The organism is Spongiactinospora sp. 9N601, assembly GCF_044326295.1.
GTDB classification, from domain to species: Bacteria; Actinomycetota; Actinomycetes; order Streptosporangiales; family Streptosporangiaceae; genus Spongiactinospora; species Spongiactinospora gelatinilytica.
Genome location: NZ_JBIRBB010000004.1, coordinates 177,531 through 196,937, shown reverse-complemented (window position 1 = coordinate 196,937; position 19,407 = coordinate 177,531). Strand labels below are relative to the sequence as shown.

Annotated in this window: 12 protein-coding genes; 6 read left to right on the top strand and 6 right to left on the bottom strand. The window is 71.4% G+C overall.

What is annotated here, in order from left to right; translation table 11 throughout:
• Positions 1-12 precede the first annotated feature (12 nt).
• The gene (locus ACH34R_RS10750; RefSeq protein WP_397561199.1) at positions 13-966 is read left to right on the top strand and encodes a PDR/VanB family oxidoreductase; all 954 of its coding nucleotides are present in this window, start codon (positions 13-15) and stop codon (positions 964-966) included.
• A gap of 40 nt (positions 967-1,006) precedes the next feature.
• Here the strand turns inward: ACH34R_RS10750 and ACH34R_RS10745 are convergent, their stop codons facing one another.
• From ACH34R_RS10745 to ACH34R_RS10730, 4 genes are all read right to left on the bottom strand, one after another.
• A complete protein-coding gene (locus ACH34R_RS10745; protein ID WP_397561198.1) occupies positions 1,007-2,026 on the bottom strand; it encodes a TauD/TfdA family dioxygenase in 1,020 nt (339 codons plus the stop codon).
• Positions 2,027-2,065: 39 nt separating this feature from the next.
• A complete protein-coding gene (locus ACH34R_RS10740; protein WP_397561197.1) occupies positions 2,066-3,289 on the bottom strand; it encodes an aminotransferase class V-fold PLP-dependent enzyme in 1,224 nt (407 codons plus the stop codon).
• A gap of 3 nt (positions 3,290-3,292) precedes the next feature.
• A complete protein-coding gene (locus ACH34R_RS10735; protein WP_397561196.1) occupies positions 3,293-4,546 on the bottom strand; it encodes a hypothetical protein in 1,254 nt (417 codons plus the stop codon).
• Between the two features lie 115 nt (positions 4,547-4,661).
• Positions 4,662-5,627 carry a phytanoyl-CoA dioxygenase family protein gene (locus ACH34R_RS10730; protein ID WP_397561195.1) on the bottom strand — a complete coding sequence of 322 codons (966 nt, stop codon included), beginning with the start codon at positions 5,625-5,627 and terminating at the stop codon, positions 4,662-4,664.
• Positions 5,628-5,897: 270 nt separating this feature from the next.
• On the opposite strand from ACH34R_RS10730, the gene ACH34R_RS10725 reads away from it, so the two are divergent.
• The 5 genes from ACH34R_RS10725 to ACH34R_RS10705 are packed head-to-tail and all read left to right on the top strand — an operon-like array spanning position 5,898 to position 17,094.
• The gene (locus ACH34R_RS10725; RefSeq protein ID WP_397561194.1) at positions 5,898-11,018 is read left to right on the top strand and encodes an amino acid adenylation domain-containing protein; all 5,121 of its coding nucleotides are present in this window, start codon (positions 5,898-5,900) and stop codon (positions 11,016-11,018) included.
• Positions 11,015-14,269, top strand: coding sequence for a type I polyketide synthase (locus tag ACH34R_RS10720; protein ID WP_397561193.1), 3,255 nt, complete (start codon positions 11,015-11,017; stop codon positions 14,267-14,269). The genes ACH34R_RS10725 and ACH34R_RS10720 overlap by 4 nt, the downstream gene beginning before the upstream one ends.
• Positions 14,266-15,414 carry a MupA/Atu3671 family FMN-dependent luciferase-like monooxygenase gene (locus ACH34R_RS10715; protein ID WP_397561192.1) on the top strand — a complete coding sequence of 383 codons (1,149 nt, stop codon included), beginning with the start codon at positions 14,266-14,268 and terminating at the stop codon, positions 15,412-15,414. The genes ACH34R_RS10720 and ACH34R_RS10715 overlap by 4 nt, the downstream gene beginning before the upstream one ends.
• Positions 15,414-16,343 carry an aminotransferase class IV gene (locus ACH34R_RS10710; RefSeq protein WP_397561191.1) on the top strand — a complete coding sequence of 310 codons (930 nt, stop codon included), beginning with the start codon at positions 15,414-15,416 and terminating at the stop codon, positions 16,341-16,343. Before ACH34R_RS10715 ends, ACH34R_RS10710 begins: the two co-directional genes overlap by 1 nt.
• 13 nt (positions 16,344-16,356) lie before the next feature.
• Complete coding sequence (locus ACH34R_RS10705; protein ID WP_397561190.1) at positions 16,357-17,094, top strand: hypothetical protein; 738 nt, start codon at positions 16,357-16,359, stop codon at positions 17,092-17,094.
• Between the two features lie 15 nt (positions 17,095-17,109).
• Here ACH34R_RS10705 and ACH34R_RS10700 read toward each other — a convergent pair whose 3' ends face one another.
• Together ACH34R_RS10700 and ACH34R_RS10695 are read right to left on the bottom strand one after the other, a co-directional pair.
• Positions 17,110-18,030, bottom strand: a complete 921-nt coding sequence (locus ACH34R_RS10700; RefSeq protein ID WP_397561189.1) for a TIGR03621 family F420-dependent LLM class oxidoreductase — start codon at positions 18,028-18,030, stop codon at positions 17,110-17,112.
• A gap of 33 nt (positions 18,031-18,063) precedes the next feature.
• A complete protein-coding gene (locus ACH34R_RS10695) occupies positions 18,064-19,395 on the bottom strand; it encodes a condensation domain-containing protein (RefSeq protein WP_397561188.1) in 1,332 nt (443 codons plus the stop codon).
• Positions 19,396-19,407: the final 12 nt, after the last annotated feature.

The following is a 19,407-nucleotide window of genomic DNA, read 5'->3' as shown; positions in this document are numbered from 1 at the left end:
AGAGGAGCGCGGATGCCGCCCCCCGCCTTGTCGATCAGGACCCTCGTGGTCTCCGCCGTGATCCCCCTCGCCGACGACGTCATGGCCGTGGAACTGGCCGACCCGGCCGGCCGGGACCTGCCGGCCTGGACCCCGGGCGCGCACATCGACCTGCGCACCCCCGGCGGGCACCTGCGGCAGTACTCGCTCTGCGGCGACCCCGGCGAGCGGTCCCGGTGGCGGGTCGCGGTGCTGCGGCAGCCCGCCGGACGCGGCGGCTCAGAATCGATCCACCGGTCGCTGTCGGCGGGCGACCGGGTCCAGACCGGCGGCCCGCGCAACCGGTTCGCCCTGGTACCGGCCACCGCCTACTACTTCGTCGCGGGCGGGATCGGCATCACGCCGATCCTGCCGATGATCGCCGCCGTGGCCGGGAGCGGCGCGGACTGGCGGCTGTTGTACGGTGGCCGCCGCCGGTCCAACATGGCGTTCCTGCCCGAACTCGGCCGATACGGTGCCCGCGTCACCATCGCGCCGCAGGACGAGACCGGCCTGCTGGACCTGCCCGGATTCCTGGACCGGTCGCACCCCGGCGCGGCCATCTACTGCTGCGGGCCGGAGCCGCTGCTGGCGGCCACGGAACGCGAGGCGCGGCGCCGGCCGGACGGTTCGTTCCACGTGGAACGTTTCCAGGCGGCGGCCACCGACCGCGGCGAGGCGACGGGTTTCGACGTCGTGCTGCACCGGCAGGGCCGCAGCGTCCGCGTCGAGCCCGGTCAGGCCATCATCGAGGCACTGGAGGAGGCCGGCGTGACCGTGCCGTCGAGCTGCCGGGAGGGCATCTGCGGCACCTGCGAGACCGGCGTCCTCGCGGGCGTACCGGACCACCGGGACACCCTCCTCAGCGACGCCGAACGGGCGGCGAACACCTGCATGTTCGTCTGCGTCTCCCGCAGCCTGACCGAACGGCTGGTCCTGGACCTCTGACACGGAAAGCGCGCGAACCGAAGGGGATGGCGGCGGCCTATCAGGCGACCGGCCTGTGGGCCGCCGGTGGAATCGGCGGGCGGCAGTCGCCCAGCGAGACGGCGTCGCCCATGGCGACCAGCACCTTGCGCTCCCCCTTGTAGGGCTCCCGCCCATGGGCGCACAGGATGTTGTCCACGAGCAGCACATCTCCCGGCCGCCAGTCCTCCCGCATGAGGTTCGCCTGGTACGCGTGGCGAATGGCCTCGGCCTCATCCTGGTCAAGGCGGGATCCGTCGCCATAGAACGTGTTGAACGGCAACCCATCCGGGCCGAAGGACTTCCGTAGGAAATCCCTCATCCTGGGCGGGAGGGACCATTCATTCCAGAAGGCGACATGGTTGAACCAGACCTGCTCCTCCGTGACCGGATGAACGATGACGGCCGACCGTAACTGCTCGGTGCGCAGTCTCCCTCCCTCCTTCCAGACGGTGGCGATCTTCTGTTCGGCGCAGTAACGATCGACCGTGGCCGGATCGTCGGTGCCGAAGGACGTGGGCCAGGGAAGGCCGATGCGATCATGGTAGTTGCGGACGAGCAGCCACCCCGTGCGCGTGAAGCGCTCCCGCACCTCGGCGGGCAGGTCGGCCAGCACCTTCCGAACGTCCACCACCGTCGTCGCGCCGCCCTCGTCGGGAGCGTCGATGCAGGTGAAGAGCAGTATTCCGGGGAACTTCAGAGTGTAGCTGTTCTCGTTGTGCGGTCGTATCTCCTGAGCCGCGGGGAAGTCGGTGGAGGAGTAGACCTCTTCGCCGTACGCGGTCCGCGGAGTCGCCTTCTCCTTGTACGACGCCGGCCGCGTCACCACCAGGTCGCGTACACGAGCGAAGTCCGCAACGGACCTGATCGGCAGCCCGCGGACAAGCAGGCATCCCTCCTTCAGGAGGGTGCGGCGGACGTCGGGCATGCGTTCGCCGAACCAGGCGAGCGCCGTGTCGAGATCATGGACGCCGGTCGCGGTGGCCGTTGGAGGCCGCCCCGCCGATGTGCTGACCATGAGATCACGGCCGGATGCGGACATGGATCTGATCCTCCCTGCGTGTGTGCCATCGCCAACGGATCATCGGCCGGCCCCGACCGCCTTCAGCGTCTCTTCCAGAGCGGCGCAGAAGACAGCGAGGTCATCCTGTCCGTTGTAGAGATAGGTGGACACGCGAAGCACCTCGTCGTCGGTGAACGCGTCGACGAACGGCTGCGCGCACATGTGCCCGGTGCGGCACATCACACCGTGGGCGTCGCTGAGGATCTTCGCGATCTCCTTCATGCTGTGCACGCCCACGATGGCGAAGCTCAGGATTCCCCCACGGTCGGCGGTCTCCGGCTCCGGGCCGAGCATCCTCAGCCCGACCTGCCGGCTCAGCGCGGAGGCCAGCGCCGCGCCCATCTCCCGATCGTGCGCCTCCAGCCGGTCGTGGCCGATGGCGAGCAGGTAGTCCACGGCGGCGCCGAGGCCGTAGACACCGGCTATGTCGGGTGTACCCGCCTCCAGCCGGTGTGGGAGCTTCCTGGTCACATGCTGTTTCATGTCCACCCAGTCGACCGTTCCGCCGCCCAGGGCGGCAGGCTCGACCGTTTCCAGGTACTCGCTCCTGCCGCACAGTACGCCCACACCGGTGGGCCCCAGCATCTTGTGGGCGGAGAAGGTGAGGAAATCGACGTCCGGGCAGTGGACACGGCGATGGCCGATGGACTGGGCCGCGTCCACCACGGTGATCGCGCCCGCTTCCTTGGCCATCCGCGCCATGCGTTCCAGCGGGGCGTAGACGCCCGACACGTTCGAGCAGTGGTTCAGGACGACGACGTCGGGCCGATCCCTGAGGAGATCGGCGTACCGGTCGAGCATCACCACCCCGCCGGGGTCCACAGGAATGCAGCGCACCCGGGCCTTTCGCCGCCAAGGCAACAGCGCCGAATGGTGCGCGTCGAACGGCACGAGCACCGTGGCCGCATCCCGCAACGGCAGGCCCTGCGCCAGGAGGTTCATCGCCATCGTCGTGTTGGGGACGAAGACCACCTCGTTGCCACGGAAACCGGTGAACTGCGCGATCTTCAGGCGTACCCGCTCGTAGTCGTCGGAGGCGCATTCCGACAGGTAGTGCGTGCCTCGGTGGATATTGGCCCCGACCTCGGTGTAATAGCGCTCCATCTCCTTGAGCACCTGGCGGGGGGTGAGGCTGGTGGCGGCACTGTCGAGGTACACCAGCCGGTTGCCGTCCACGTCGGTCTCCAGAATGGGAAAGTCGGCGCGGATGCGAGACGGTAGATCAAGGGGCGTGGAGGACATTCGCTATCCCCTCATCTTGACGCCTGCCGCCATTTCCGACAGCACCGACGAACCGAGCCGTTCGGCGATCTCGGAGGTGCAGGAGGTGAACTTTCCCGACCGTTGCGAGGGGATGTAGGCGACCTCTTCGACGTCCGGCCTCGATCCGTCACCCAGGACGTCCGCCAGCCGCTCGCGCAGCGCGGCGTCAGGACGCCGGTCCATTTCCCGGCTCGGGATGTAGCGGAACAGGCAGGAATCGTCGGCGAACTGGTGGAGCTGGTAGACGTCGATCGGGAGATCGTCGCCGACGGCGGCGTCGATGTCGCGGGGGCCGACCCACTCTCGGCGGCCACCCCGGCGGACGGCGATCATGTTCTGGCAGCGCCCCTCGTGGCGAGCCAGGGGCAGGTCGCTGCCACACGCGCAACCGCCCTCGGAGATGCGGTAGACGTCTCCCGTCCGGTACCGCATATGCGGAAGGAGCCGGTCTCCGACGCTGGTCACGACGAGTTCACCGAATTCTCCTGGCTCGGCGAACCGGCCGTCCACCAAGAACTCGGTGAAGAACGTGACGTTGTTGATGTGCATCTGGCCCGCTGGGCACTGCACAGCCAGCCACCCCAGCTCGGACATGGAAAGGATCTCCGTCGTGGGTACCGCCGTGCCGAAGAACTCGCGGATCTGCCGCCGCGCCACGCCTGTGGCGAGGGTATAGGTCAGCGCGATCGCCGAGACGTCGGGCGGCGGCACTCCGTGGCGCCTCATGTTCCGGATGAGAAAGGCCAGATGGGTGGCGTCGGCGTAGAACCAGTGTGGCTTGAACGCCTTCGTCTCCTCGATCGCCTGGACGATGAGGCGTTCCGGTGTGGCCAGCAGGTCGTGTGACACCGGGAGGACCAGTGTCCCGTCGGCCAGGGTACGGTCCTTCGGCGTGCTGAAGGGCGTGGCGCACTCGACGTCCGAGCAGTTGGGCGCGGCGTATCGAAGCGGCCGTTGCCTTCGGATTCGCTTCAGCGCCTCGCGCAGCGGCTCGTGTGCCCCAAGTGTGACCCACATGCGTTTGGCCAGCTCGTACGTGTGAGTGATGGTCGTCAGACGCTCTCCTCCGGTCCCCGAGCTCTGACTCTTGAGCGTGAGACGTTCTCGGAGCGTCTTGCCCATGGCGATGACGCCCTGCGGGAAGTTGCGGCGGTAGTCGGCCTTCTCGGTGATGGGCAGCCGGCGGAAACCCTCCGGGGTTCCGGCGTCGGAGGGCCGCAAGCCCGCCTGGTCCAAAGACCTCCGATAAAAGGGCACCTTTGCGTAGGCGAAGGTGATCTCCCCGACGGCACCGGCAAAGGTGCCCTGCCGAAATCCGAAACCCTGCCGGCCGTTCACCAACGCGGCACCCCTATCCATTCCCGCCGCGCGGCACCGGCTGCCCGGCAGGGTCCGCCCCTCGCTCGGCCAGCAGGGCGGCCAGCGCCGAGGCCGTCGGATGGGTGCGGAGGTCAGTCGCGCCGAGCGGGGTCCGGTAATCGCCGGACAGCCGTCCGGCGATGCGCTCGGCCGCCTCGTCCGTTCCGCCGAGGGCGTAGAAGTCGTCATCGGCCCGGAGCTGGACGCCGAGTTCGTCACAGAACGCCTTGCGCACGACGCTGACCAGGATCTCCGGGCCGCTCTTGGCGAGGGTGTCCCGCCCCCGGAAGGCGATCACCAGGGCGGGCCGGGGGCGGTCGCTGCGGTTCGGGCCACTGCGGTGGATCATCTCACCGACGAAGAGCGCCGCCGAGCCGGCCGGACAGGCGGCGTGCACCTGGTACGGCTCCAGCCGTTCGAGCACGGCCGGGTCGACGGTCGGGGCCAGCCCACCGGGTGTCTCCACGTGGGGGGCGACGCCGAGTTTGTGCGTGCCCACGTAGAAGGTGATCCCACCGTTGCTCTCGTCGACGTCCTCCAGCGGGATCCACATGTGCAGGAAATGTGGTGGATCGACCGGTGCGGTGTAGAGGTCCTGGTGCGGGAACGCACCGTGCGCGCCGGGCGGCTTCGGGAAGACCTCCGCATAGAAGACCACCGGCTCCCACGGCACCGCGCGGCGCACACAGTCCATGATCGGCGGCCCATCGGCCAGTTCGGCGAACCACGGGTCGAAGGCGTGTACGTCCCGGTACTGGTGCAGGGTCCGGCCGTCGGCCTGGTAGTCGTAGTGCGAGCGCGGGATCGTGGGCAGGATCTCGCGCTCGAACCGTTCGAGTCTGGCGCGGGTCTCCTTGACGAGGCCGGAGTCCAGCAGGTCGCGCACGAAGACGACGCCGTCCCGCTCCAGCGCCCGCGCGATCGATGGGTCACCCGGAGATAGTGACGAGATTTCCACACGTCCTCCTCGGAAGGCGGCCGACACCACCACGACTGCCGAGCACGCTAGAAGGCCGTGGTTAGAGCGTGGTTACGCGATCGCGCGTCCCGGCCGCCGGACGAGAGCGAGACCGGACATGCCACGCGTAACCAGACCAGAACCGCCGGAACCTAGGCTGCACGTTCATCGGTCGGTGTGATGGCCCGCGGACGCCATGTCGTGCTCATCGCGCTCCGCCCTGGCTGGGAGGGGGTTCACGCTCAGGTGTCAACAGGCCACGCCCATGTGGTGAGCGCGATCAGGGGCCACGCGCTGCGCCGGCCCGGACAGACCGCCCTCGTGTGGTTGCGCGACCTCACGGAGCCGGACGGCCAGGCCACCTATGCCGAACTGGACGACGCGGCGGCGGCTGTGGCGGCGGCGCTGTCGGCGCGGGCCGCGCCCGGAGACCGGATCATTCTCTTCCAGCCGCCGGGGCTCGGCTTCGTGACCGCGTTCCTCGGCTGCCTGTACGCCGGATGCGTCCCGGTCCCGGTCTACCCGCTCCTCGATTCGGAGGAGAACACCGGCCTCGTCCGGCGCATCGCCACCGACTGCGGCGCCAGGTCGGTCTGGGTCCCTGACGATGCGACGGCGAGGGCCGCCGAGGCCGCGCTGGACATCCCGGCCCTCTGGGAGACCACGGCCGAGCGCCACCTGCCCGTCACGGCCGAGGCTCCGGACGCGCCGGCCTTCCTGCAGTACACCTCCGGATCAACCGGCACGCCCAAGGGGGTGGTGGTCACCCACGGGAACCTGGCCGCCAACCTGGCCGCGATCACCTCGGCATTCCGCCACGACACCGGCACCACGCTGCTGAGCTGGCTGCCCGCGTACCATGACATGGGCCTCATCGGGAACATCCTGCATCCCCTGACGCTCGGGTGCCGCGCCTACCTCGCCTCCCCACTCGACTTCGTCCGCCGTCCCCTGGCCTGGATCGAGTCCATCTCCCGGCTGGGCGTCACCACGAGCGGCGGCCCGAACTTCGGTTACGACCTGGTCATCCGTGACCTGGAGCGGGAGGGGGTGCCCGACGTCGATCTCCGCCACTGGCGTACGGCCTACAGTGGCGCCGAGCGGGTCTCCCCGCACACGCTGCGCCGCTTCACCGAACTGCTCGCCCCGCGCGGATTCCACGCGGAGGCGTTCGTCCCGTGCTACGGGCTCGCGGAGTCAACGCTGCTGGTGACGTCGGTGACGGTAGGGCGGGGATTCGCCACCGGTACGTCCTCGACCGGAGTCGCCGCCGTGTCCTGCGGTGAACCCCGCGACTGCGAGGTCGTGATCACCGACCCGGCGGGCCGGCGGCTCCAGGAGGGAGAGATCGGCGAGATCCGGGTGAGCGGGCCCAGTGTGGCCCGCGGCTATTGGCGCGGTACGGGGGCCGCGGCGCACGACCTCGGCGGAGGCGACGTGTTCGACACCGCGGTGGACGGCGGTGAGCGGCGCTGGCTGCGAACGGGGGACCTCGGCTTCCTGTCCGGCGGTGAGTTGTACGTGACCGGCCGGATCAAGGACGTCATCGTGGCGCGGGGCCGCAACCATGATCCGGTCGTGCTGGAGCGGTCGGCCATCAGGACGGTCGCGGCGTTCCGCCCGGGCTGCGTGGCCGCCTTCGGCGAGCCCTGCGGCGACGGGGTGGTCATCGTCGGCGAGTTACGTCCCGGGCGGGCCCTGACGAGCGGTGACCAGAGGCGGCTGGCGGCGGAGGTCGCGAGCACGACCGGGCTCCGGCTGGCGGACGTGCTCGGTGTGCCACGCGGCTCGGTCCCCAAGACGACGAGCGGCAAGTTGCGCCGGCACGCCTGCCGCGAACGCTACGTCGCCGGGGAGTACGAGCCGCACCGCCCCCCGCCGACGGCCCGGCCGGACGAGCCGGTGGAGCAGGCGGCACGGCCCGAGCAGGTGGCACGGACGGTGATGGCGGCGGTGACCGAGATACTCGGCCGGCCCGTCGAACCGGACGAACCGCTGACCGGGCACGGATTGGACTCGCTCGGCGCGGTACGGCTGGCCGGCCTGCTGGCCCGCGGGACGGGGGCCGACGTGCCCGTACGGTTCCTGCTCCACCGCGCGACCGCACAGGACGTCGCAAGGGTCGTGACCGGCACGGCGCACCCGCTGACCGCCGCGCCGGCACAGGCCGCCACCGGGACCGGCGCGGACCCGGACATGCCCGGCGCCACCGGGGGCCCCCTGTCAAAGGCGCAGGAGTCGCTGCTGTTCCTCCACCTGCTCGACCCCGCCAGTGCCGAGTACAACATCTCCTTCGCCTGGGAGCTCGCCCCCGGCCACGATCACCGGGCACTGGAGGAGGCCCTGCGCGCGGCCGTGGCGAGCCAGCCGGAGCTGAGCATGCGCATCGTCCAGACGGACGAGGGCCCGCGCAGGATTCCGGTGCCGGCACGGGCGATGGAGGCGGCGCTGGTGATGAGCCCGACGCCGGTCGGGGAGGAGCAGATGCGCGAGCGGCTGGCCGATGCCGCCGGGATGCCGTTCGCCCTGGATACGGGGCCGCTGGTACGCGTACACGTCTGGCGCGGCCCGAGGCGGCGCGTGTACCAGTTGGTGGTCCACCACATCGTGACCGACCTGTGGTCGCTCTGCCTGCTCCTGGAGACCCTGGCAGACTCCTACCGCGCCCTCGCCGCAGGCGGCGCGCCGCCTGCGCGCAGCGTGGTCCGGTACGACGACTATGTGCGGGCCCAGCACGAATACCTCGCCTCTCCCGCGGCGGCGGAGCGCGACGAACGACTCCGCGCGCTTCTTCCCCGGCGCGCCCGGTCGTTGCAGGTCCGCACCGACCACTCACCTGGAAGGCGGCGGAGCACCCATGTCGGCCGCGTCCGGCGCACGCTTCCCGCCGAGGTCGGCACGGCACTCGCGAGCCTGGACTCGGTGGCGCTGCTGACCGCCGTCTGGATGATCTGCCTGCACCGCTACGGCACCCCTGACCCGGTCGTCGTCGGCGTGCCGGTGACCGGGCGGTCCAGCGGGCGGTACGCGGACGTGGCGGGTCTGTGTACCAACACCGTGCCGCTGGCACTGCGCATCGAGCCGGGCCAGAGGCTGTCCGGGCTCGTCGCGGAGACGCGGCGGCAACTCCTGGACGGCCTCGACGCCGGGATGTATCCGCTGGCGCGCGCCGTGGAGGCGGTGCGCCCCGAACGTGAGCCCGGCCGTTCGCCCCTGGTCGAGTCGCTCATCACCGTTCACGAGAGCCCGCTTCCCAGCGTGGCGGGGTTCCTGGACGTCATCGCCGGGCTGGAAGGAGAGGTCGTCCTCGACGGGCTCGCCCTGCGCGGCGTGCCGGTGCCTCCGCCCTCGTGCCGCTACGACCTGGACCTGATGGTCACGCCGCGGCAGGGCGGCCATCTGCTCACCCTCGACTATGCCGCCGCGCTTTTCACGCGGGAGACGGCCGAAGCGGTCCTCGGCACGTACTCGGCCATGGTCGAACGAGCGGTCGCCGATCCGGACGGACTCGTGAGCGGTCTGTTCGCACTGCCGGAGTCCGACCGGACGCTGCTCAAGGCGATCGGTTCGGCCGATGAGCCGCCGCTCGACCCGCCCGCCCTCGCCCGGGTACGCGAAGTGGTCCGGTGCGACCCCGGCGCGCCCGCTGTGGTGGCCGGGACGCGCACGCTGGCCCGCGGCGACTTCCTGGCCCAGGTGGATCGCGTGGCCGCGGCCCTCGTGACACGGTGCGGGACCGCGACCGCGCACGCGGCGCTGCTGGTCGAGCCAGGACCCGACTTCGTGGTGGCGCTCTACGCGGCGTGGACGGCCGGGGTGGGCGCGCTGCCCCTCCCGGTGGAGTTCCCTGACGCACGGCTGCGCGGCATGGTGGCCGACTGCCGCCCCCAGGTACTGCTCACCACGAGCGACCTGGTGGAGCGGGCGAGGGGACTGTCCGATGGCGACCCGGCCCCGGTGGTACTGGAGCTGGACAGGCTGTCCGGCGCACCGCCCGCGCCGCCGCCGCCGAACCCGCGGGCCCCCGCGTTCACGGTCTTCACCAGCGGCTCGACCGGGCGGCCCAAAGGCGTGACGATCAGGCATGACCAGCTCGCGCCGCTGATCGCCTGGTCCGGCCGGACCTGGCGGCTCGGCCCGTGGGCGAGGATCGCCCAGACGCTCTCGCTGGGCTTCGACTTCGGCCTCCAGGAGCTGTTCACGGTCCTGCCGTACGGCGGATGCGTCGTCGTACCTGATCGCCAGGACCGCGCCAGTGCCCGGGCGTACGCCGAGTTCCTGCGCCGAGAGCGGATCAGCGTGCTGTTCAGCACCCCGACCTACGCCGGCCAACTCGCCGCGGCGGGAGTCGCGCTGCCCGGCCTACGGCTGGTCCTGCTGGGCGGGGAGGTGCTGACCGGCTCCACGGTGGACGCGCTGCGCGCGCACCTGGATCGGCGCTGCCGGATCTTCAACGGCTACGGCCCGACCGAGGCGACCGTCAACTGTCTCATGTACGAGGTCCCGGACGGGCCGAGCCCATCCGTCGTCCCTGTGGGCAGGGCCTCCGCCGCGGCCACGATCACCATCGTGGACAAGCATGGTCACCAGGCGCCGGTGGGCGCGATCGGGGAGATCGTGATCGGCGGCCCCGGCGTCGCCGACGGCTACGTTCGCGCGGACTCGCCCGGCGCCGGACGATTCACACCCGATCCCGACCGGCCGGATGGCCGGCTCTACCGCACGGGCGACCAGGGGTTCGCCCACCCCGGCGGAACGTTCGTGGTGGTCGGACGCGCCGACAGGCAGGTGAAGGTCCGCGGCTTCCGCGTCGAGCCGGAGGAAGTGGAGCACGCCGTACGTTCGGCGCCGGGAGTGCGGGCGGCCACGGTGCGGGCGATCGGCCGGCCGCCGCGGCTGGTGGCCTTCCTCGCCGCCCCGGCCGCCGACCCGGCGGCGATCAGGGATCACCTGCGGAACCTGCTGCCCGAGTCCATGGTGCCGGAGCAGTACGTGCTGCTCGACCACCTCCCGGTCACGGCGACCGGCAAACTCGACGACGACGCGCTCGCCGCCGCGGCGGACACCCTCGCCCCACCCAGGTTGCCCGATGACGCCACGCCGGCCGAGGTCGAGGACGCCGTCTGCCGCGTGTGGGCCGATGCCATCGGTGTCGGGGAGCTGCCGGCCGACGTCAACGTTTTCGACGCCGGGGCCCACTCGCTGGCCGCCACTCGCGTGCACGCGGTCCTGGAGAACGTGATGGGCGGTGAGTTCCCCATCCATGACCTGTTCAACTACCCCCGCCCTCGGGAGCTGGCGCGTCGCCTGATGGGCGTGCACGCCTCCACGCGCGGCCCCCTCCAGCGATCCAGGCAGAGACGGCCGACGGCCGACAAGGAGGATCAGTGACGAGGACACCTGTTGCCGAGCATCCGGACGCGGTGGCCATCATCGGCATGGCGGCCCGGTTGCCGGGCGCCCGCGACACGGAAGAGTACTGGGACAACCTCTGCGAGGGCGTGGAGAGCATCGCCAGGCACACCCGGGAGGAGATGATCGCCAACGGCGCCGCCCCCGACCTGGTGGACGACCCGCTGTACGTGAACGCGTCCGGCGCCCTGAGCGACGTCGACCGCTTCGACGCGGCCTTCTTCGGGTACTCGGCGCGCGAGGCGGCGATCATGGACCCGCAGCACCGGATATTCCTGGAGTGCGCCTACCACGCCTTGGAGGATGCCGGGGTGGACGGCTTCCGCCATCCCGGCGAGATCGGCGTGTACGCGGGCTGCATGATGAACACGTACCTGCTGTACAACGTCATGCCGAACAGCCGCGAAGTTCTCGCCGCCGGCGGCGACCAGCTCACCATGGTCGGCAACGACAAGGACTTCCTGGCCACGCGCGTGTCGTACCAGCTCGATCTGCGTGGTCCCAGCATGACCGTGCAGACCGCCTGCTCCTCCTCGCTGGTGGCCACCCACATGGCGGTGCGGGCGCTGCTTGACGGGGAGTGCTCCATCGCGCTGGCGGGCGGCGTGTCGGTGCGGCTGCCGCACGCCGCAGGCTACCTCGCCCCGCCAGGCGGGACCTCCTCCAGCGACGGCCACGGGCGTGCCTTCGACGCGGACGCCACGGGCGCCGTCGTCGGCAGCGGCACCGGGGTGGTGGTACTGAAGCGGGCAGCGGACGCGCTGCGCGACGGCGACCAGATCTACGGGTTCATCCGGGGCACGGCCATCAACAACGACGGGCGGCACAAGGCCAGCTTCACCGCCCCGAGTTCCACCGGCCAGGCCCGGGCCATCCGGCAGGCACTGCGCCGGGCGGGGGTCTCGGCCCGCGACATCAGCTTCGTCGAGGCACACGGCACCGGAACGGTGCTCGGCGACCCGCTGGAGGTCGCCGCGCTCACCTCCGCCTTCCGCGAGTGGACGAGCGACACCGGCTACTGCCGGCTCACCTCGGTCAAGCCGAACATCGGTCATCTCGACCCGGCCGCGGCCGTGGCGGGGCTGATAAAGGCGGTGCTGGCACTTCGGAACGGCGTCCTGCCCCCGCAGATCAACTACTCCCGCCCCAACCCGAAGCTGCGACTGGAGAGCACACCGTTCACCATCTCCGTCCAGCCTGTCCCGCTCGACACCGCCGAGCCCGCGCTGGGCTGCGTCAACTCCCTCGGCATGGGCGGGACGAACGCCCACGTGGTACTGGAGGCGCCGCCCGAACGCCCGCGATCGGAGCCGTCGCCGCGGCGCCGCCACCCGATCCTGCTCTCGGCCCGTTCCGCCGAGGCTCTGCAGGAGATGAGCCTGCGGCTGGCCCAGTGGATCAAGGAGAACCGGGGCGAGGAACCGGCCGACGTCGCCTGGACGCTGGCGACCGGGCGTCCCGAGCACCCGTTCCGCCGTGTCGTGGTCTCGCACGATCTGCGGGACGCCGCCAGCGCGGTGTCCGCACGCGGCGGACGCCGGCAGCGGGACGCCCACGTGCCGCGCTCGGGGCGGGTGGCCTTGTTGTTCCCCGGCCAGGGCGCGCAGACGCTCGCCATGGGCGCGAGGCTGGCCACGGGCGACCCGGTCTTCCGTGAACATCTGAACACCGTCACCGGCCTGTTCGCCCAGGACTCCGGGCTCGACCTGGGAGAGGTGCTCCAACCTGGGCCGGGCAGGGAGACGGTGGCCCAGGAGATCCTGGCGCGCACGGAGATCACCCAGGCGGCGCTGTTCGCGGTGGAGTGGGCGCTCGGGCGGACACTCGTCCAGTACGGCGTGCGACCGTACGCCATGCTCGGCCACAGTGTCGGTGAACTGGTCGCGGCCACGCTCGCCGGAGTACTCACCCTGCCGGACGCGGTCGCGGCGATCACGCTGCGCGGTCGGCTGATGAGCGAGAGCGGCCCCGGCGCCATGGTGTCGGTCACCCTGCCCGCGGACGAGGCGGCGAAACGGGCGTCGGCCGCGGACCTGGCGGTGGCCGCCGTCAACGGGACCGAGCTGGTCACCCTCTCCGGCGCGATCAAGGCGGTCGAGGAGCTGGAGCGCGAACTGCGGGCGGAGGGTGTCGCCTGCAAGCGGCTGGAGACGGCGCACGCCTTCCACTCTCCGATGCAGGAGCAGGCCGCCGCGCGGTTCGGTGAGGCGATGTCCGGCACTGCGCTGTGCCCGCCGGACAGCCTGGTCGTGTCCAACGTGACCGGCGCGTACCTGACCCACGAGCAGGCCGCCGACCCCGGATACTGGGCCGGGCACATGCTGCGGCCCGTGCAGTTCGCCGTCGGGCTGGAGCTCCTGATCCGCGACGGAGTCACGATCTTCCTGGAGGCGGGCCCCGGGAATGCGCTGAGCCGCCTGGCGAAGGCCGCCGCCCCGGACACGACCTGCCTGTCCGTGCTGGCCGAGGAGAGCGGCGAGGAACGGCCCGACCTGGTCGACGTGCTGACCGGGCACTGGCTGGCGGGCGGCGAGGTGGACTGGAACGCCTGGTACGCCGGTGAGCGGCGCGGACGTCTCTCGCTGCCGCTCTACCCCTTCGCGCGGACCCGCCACTGGCTGGAGCCCGCGCCGCACGAGACGGCCACTGCCGCCGCCCCCCGGCCCGTCCCCACCCCCGTTTCCGCTCCCGCCGCCCGGCCCGCCGCCCCGGCCGCGCAGGCGGCGGCCGATCCCTCCTGGACTCCGATGGAGCGATACCTCGGGCACGTGTGGCGGGCGCTGCTCGGCGTCGACGAGATCGGTCTGCACGACAACTTCTTCGAGCTCGGCGGCCACTCGCTCCTGGCCATGCAGCTCGCCACGCACCTGCGCAAGGACGGCATAGAGAGCCTGACCATGGAGGCCATGCTGGAGACGCCGAGCATCGCACTGCTGGCGCAGTACCTGGAGTCCCTGGGCGCGACCCCTCCGGACGGCGCCCACCCCGCGCCGCCTCCGCCACGGGCCGCGTCCCCGGCGTCCCCGGCGGCGCCAGCATGGCCGGCCACCGCCTGGCCTCCCGCCGCGCCGGTCGGTCCTCTCCCTCGACAGGCCCATGCCGATGCGCCAGGGGACGGCGACGTGACGGGTGACGACGACATGGCCGCCTTGGTCGCCGAAGTGGAGTCGATGTCCGACGAGGAGGTCCTCAGCCGCCTCGCCGAGCTGGAAGGTGGTGCGGAGTCATGAGCGGGCAGCCTTCCGCCGGGCTCACCGGCGAGCGCCGCAGGCTGCTGGAGCGGCTGCTGGAACGCCGCGGACCCGGCCAGGCGGGTGACGATGAGCACGATGGACTGAAGGTCAGCCTCTTCTTCTTCTCCGCCGCGCTGGACGACCGGGTCGAGGAACGCTACGAGGTGGTGCTCGACTGCGCGGAACAGGCGGACCAGCTCGGCCTGCACGCGATCTGGGTCCCTGAACGGCACTTCGACCCGTTCGGCGCCCCGTACCCGAGCCCGGCCGTGCTGCTGGCGGCCATCGCGGCCAGGACCCGCCGCATCCGGCTGCGCGCGGGCAGCGTGGTGCTGCCGCTGCGCGACCCCCTGATCGTGGCCGAGGAATGGGGGATGCTGGACGCGCTCAGCGGCGGGCGTACCGGGCTCTCGCTGGCCTCCGGCTGGCACGCCGACGACTTCGTGCTCGACCCCGACTCCTACGAGCGGCGCAAACAGGTGCTGGCGGAACGCCTGGAGATCCTTCACCGGCTGTGGCAGGGCAAGACGGTGTCACGACCGGGCCCAGGCGGCCGGGTCGTGGAGGTGCGCACGTATCCGCAGCCACAGCGGCTGCCCGCCATCTGGCTCACCAGCTCGTCGAACCCCGCCACCTGGCGGGCGGCGGGAGAGATGAACCTGCACGTACTGACCGCCCTGCTGGAACAGTCGGTGGAGGATCTGGCGGAGAAGGCGGCGATCTACCGGGCGGCGCTACGCGAGGCGGGCCATCGGGAAGACGGCCGTCAGATCACCTGCATGCTGCACACGCACCTCGCGGCCGACGCGGACACCGCGATCGAGCGGGCCCGCCCGCCCCTGCGGAACTACCTGAGCGCCCACCTCAACCTCTTCGAGAGGTTCGCCGCCAACCAGGACATCGGCGTCCGGCCCGAGGACGTCACGGACTCCGACAGGAAGGCGCTGATCGACCATGGCGTCCAGCGCTATATGCGGTCGTCGGGGCTGTTCGGCAGCGTGGACGGCGTCCGGCCGGTGATCGAGCGGCTGACCGCGGCCGGGGTGACCGAGCTGGCGTGCCTGGTCGACTTCGGACTCCCCCGCGAGCACATCCTCGACTGTGTGCGCGAGCTGGGCGAGCTGCGGGCGCGTGTGGCCTGATGCCGACACCCGCGCGCTCGATCGCGACGTACATCGACGGCCGGCCGGCGGACCGGGTCATCCCGTTCGGAAGCAACAGCATGCAGCACGGCACGGCGGTGTTCGAGGGCATCCGCTGTTACGCCACGCCCCACGGGCCCGCCATCTTCCGCCTGGACGACCACCTGGCCCGGCTGCTCGGTTCGGCGAGAACGCTCGGCATCGCGCATCGCTACGACCACGCGGCGCTGAAGGCGATCGTCGTCGGTGCCGCCCGCGAATCCGGCCTGGCCGACTGCTACCTGCGTCCCGTGGTGTTCACCCCCGACCCCCTTCTGGACATCAACCTGGCCGCCCGCGAGTTCACCGCCGCCGTGGAGGTGTGGCCGGCGCCCACGGCGACGCCCTTCGCCCAGGAGGGGGCACGCCTCACCGTGTCGTCCTGGTGCCGTCCGTCCCGGCGCTCACTGCCCAGCCACGTGAAGGCGACCGGGACGTACGTGGCCTCGGCCATGGCCCGCACCGCGGCGACGGAGGCGGGGTTCCACGACGCCCTCCAGCTCGACCCGCATTCGGGCCGGGTGGCGGAGGCGACCGTCGCCAACGTCTTCCTCGTCCTGGGCGGGCGGCTGCACACCCCGTGGCCGCTCGACAGCCTGCTGCCGGGCATCACCCGCGACACCGTCCTGAGGCTGGCCCGCGACCTAGGCGTCGAGACGTCCGAGGGGCCGGTCGAGGTCGGCGACCTGTACGCCGCGCAGGAGGTGTTCCTGACCGGCACGGCGAGCGAACTCGTCCCCGTGGCCGCGCTGGACGAGCACTCCTTCCCCGGCGACCGCCCCACCTTCCGCCTGCTGTGGGAGGAGTACCGGGCCACCGTGACGGGGCGGCGTCCCGGGCGTCAGGGCTGGCTCACTCCGATTTCCGCTGACAACCCGCCCCCGAACTGAAGCGAGCAAAGCCATGGAGCTGTTCCACTGTTTCGGCGCCACCCCCGACCACCGGGTCGATACGGCCACGGCGGTCGCCATGCTCAGGGCCGGCGGCTGCCGCTACCTGGCGATCAACACCCACAACGTCCGCGACCTGACCCGTGGCGACGACCTGCCCGTCGGCTATGCCACCGCCACGTTCGGCTCCGTGCGGGCGGCGCTCGACGGAACCGGGGAATACCGCCCGGTGCTCAACATCAACCACCCCACCACGGCGGAGGAGGCCGTGGACCGCGCCCGGCGGGCGGTCGCGCTGACCGGCATCCGCGTCATCAAGCTGGAGGTACTCGACGCCGGCCTGACCGGCAGCCGAAACGACCTCGTGCTCGACGCCGCTCGCCGGCTCCGCGGCGACGGGCTGGAGGTCTGGCCGCTGATCACACCGGACCTGGAGACCTACCAGGCATGTTTGGCGGCCGGCTGCGCGATGGTCCGTCTGATGGGGTCGGGGATCGGCAGCGGGCTGGGCATCGAACCCCGGCGGTTGTCCCTGATCGCCGAGATCCTGGCCGGCAGCCTGGTACCGGTCATGCTCGACGGCGGCATCGGATCGGCCGCGCATGTGATACAGGCCGCCGAACTGGGCTTCGATTCGGTGCTGGTCAATTCCTGCCTCTTCGGCCCCGGGACGGACCCGGTCCGGGAACTGGCCGGGCTGCGCGCGGTCGTGGACCACGTGGCGGTGGGGGGCCGGGTCTCACCGGCGTGACAGCGCGGCCGGTCGTCAGGCCCGCAGGGCCGCGACGACCGGTGCGAACGACTCCAGCGCGGCGGCCGGGATCGTGACACGGTCCGCGCCCCACCTGGTCCGGCGCTCCTCCAGCAGCTCGATCAGCCGTGGCACCGACCCGATCAGCAGCGAGGGCATCTGCTCCACCTCTCGCGGGGCGCAGCCGAGCGACCGGGCATAGACCGCGAGGATCTCCTCCGGCCGGGGCAGCACGAAGCACTCCCATACCAGGAGGTTGAGGTGCGGCGGCTCGGCCCGGCCGGTGGCGGCCTCGCGCACGAGGGCGACCTTGGCGTCCATCGAAGCGGCCGTGGCGTCCGACTCGTCCATGTCGCCCTGGTACGCGCGAGGGGCGAGACTGACCACGTCCGCCTTCCTGCCGGCCAGCCGCAGCGTCCCCGGACTTCCGCCACCGACGAGCAGCGGAGGGTGCGGACGCTGGAGGCCGGGCACCGAATGGGCCGCCACCCTGGCCGTCCAGGTGCCATCATCATGGTCATGGGGCTCACCCGCCCAGGCCGCCTTGATCAGAGAGATCAGGGCGGCGAGCCGGGTGAGACGGACACGGCCCGGAGCCATGGTGATGCCCGTCTGGGAGTAGTCGTCGGCGAGCCATCCGCAGCCGAGCCCGATGTCGAGCCTGCCGTCGCTCAGGACGTCGAGCGTGGCCAGCTCGCGCAGCAGGACGACGGGGTTGCGCAGGCTCTCGGCCAGCACGTATGTGCCGAGCCGTAACCCCGCGGTGACCTGGGCGGCGGCGGCGAGCGCGGGGATGGGCGCGAGTTCCTGGTTGACGTGGTCGGTGACGTAGAGCGCCGAGTAGCCCAGGTCCTCACACCTCCTGGCCAGATCGGTCCAATCCTTGCGGCTTCCGGTTCCCGTGCTCACCACGGCGAACTCGTAACGAGGTGTCATGTCACTCCAGCACAGCGGATGCGGTCGGCGGGATCACCCGACCGGCCGGTCGGGGGAGGTCAGCGCTGTTTCCAGCACCGTGCGCAACGACGCCATCAGGCGCGCCATGGCGCCGGGTTCCCGCACTCCGGGGTCGTAGAGCAGGTTCCCGGTCAGGGAACCGGCTCTACGGTTCTCCTCGACGTCGAGGGCCAGTTCGGCACGGGCTGCCATGCGGTGACCGGGCAGCTCGGCCACCTCCAGACCGGGCAGGCCCAGGCGGGCGTCATCGTGCGCGACGAAGTTCAGTACCGCCTGGAAGAACGGCGGCTCGCCCGGCCGCCTGGCCGGGCGCAGCGCCGACACGATGCGGTCGAAAGGAAGGTCCTGGTGCTCCAGCGCGCCGAAGACCGTGGCGCGGACCTGGGCGGTGAGCTGCCGGAAGGACATGCCCGGACGCAGCGTGATCCTGATGGGGAGCGTGTTCACGAAGAAGCCGACCAGCCGCTGCGTGTCGAGGGTGGGCCGGTTCGTCACCGGGCAGGCGATGATGATGTCGGACAGGTCGTGGCACCGGCCGAGGGCCAGGGCGTACGCGGAGAGAAGGACCATGAACGTGGAGACCCGCTCGCGCTCGGCGAACTCCCGCAGCCCGGCCTGGGTGTCCCGCGCCAGCGCCAGGGGCTCCCCAGTGGCCGGGCCGCGGCCGTCTCCCGCCGGAGGCCGGGCACCGCCCAGCGGCATCCGCGCCGGGGCGCCGGCGAGCCGGTCCCGCCAGTACGCCATCTGCTCGACGCACTCGGACCCGGCGAGCCATTCCCGCTGCCGACGGGCGAAGTCGGCGTACTGAAGGGGCGGCGGGTCGAGCCTGGCCCGTTCGCCGCGCAGACGGGCACGGTAGATCTCCGCGATCTCGCGGAGCATGATGTCGATGGACGCCTTGTCGGAAACGATGTGGTGCATGGACACGCACAGCCGGTGCCTGCGCTCCTCCATCCGGGCGACGGTGAACCTGAAGAGGGGCGCCGTGGCCAGGTCATAGGGACGGGTCGCCTCGTCCCGCGACAGCCGCTCCCACTCCTGCTCGCGCTCCCGCTCGCCGAGGTGGCTCAGATCGACGACCCGGAAAGGCGAGGCGCAGGGATCGGTCACGATCTGCACCGGCCGGCCGGCCCGGGTGGCGAAGGCCGTCGCGAGCACGTGGTGTCTGAGCATCACCTCAGAAACCGCGTCCCCAAGCAGGCCAGGATCGAGCGGCCCGAGTACCTGGAACCTGGCCGCCAGCAGGTAGGCGGTGCTCCGCGGTGCCAGCCTGCTCAAGAACCACAGGCGCTCCTGCCCGCAGGAGAGCGGGGCCGCGACCGCCGTGTCGATTCGGGCGTTCATCCGCCGATCCCC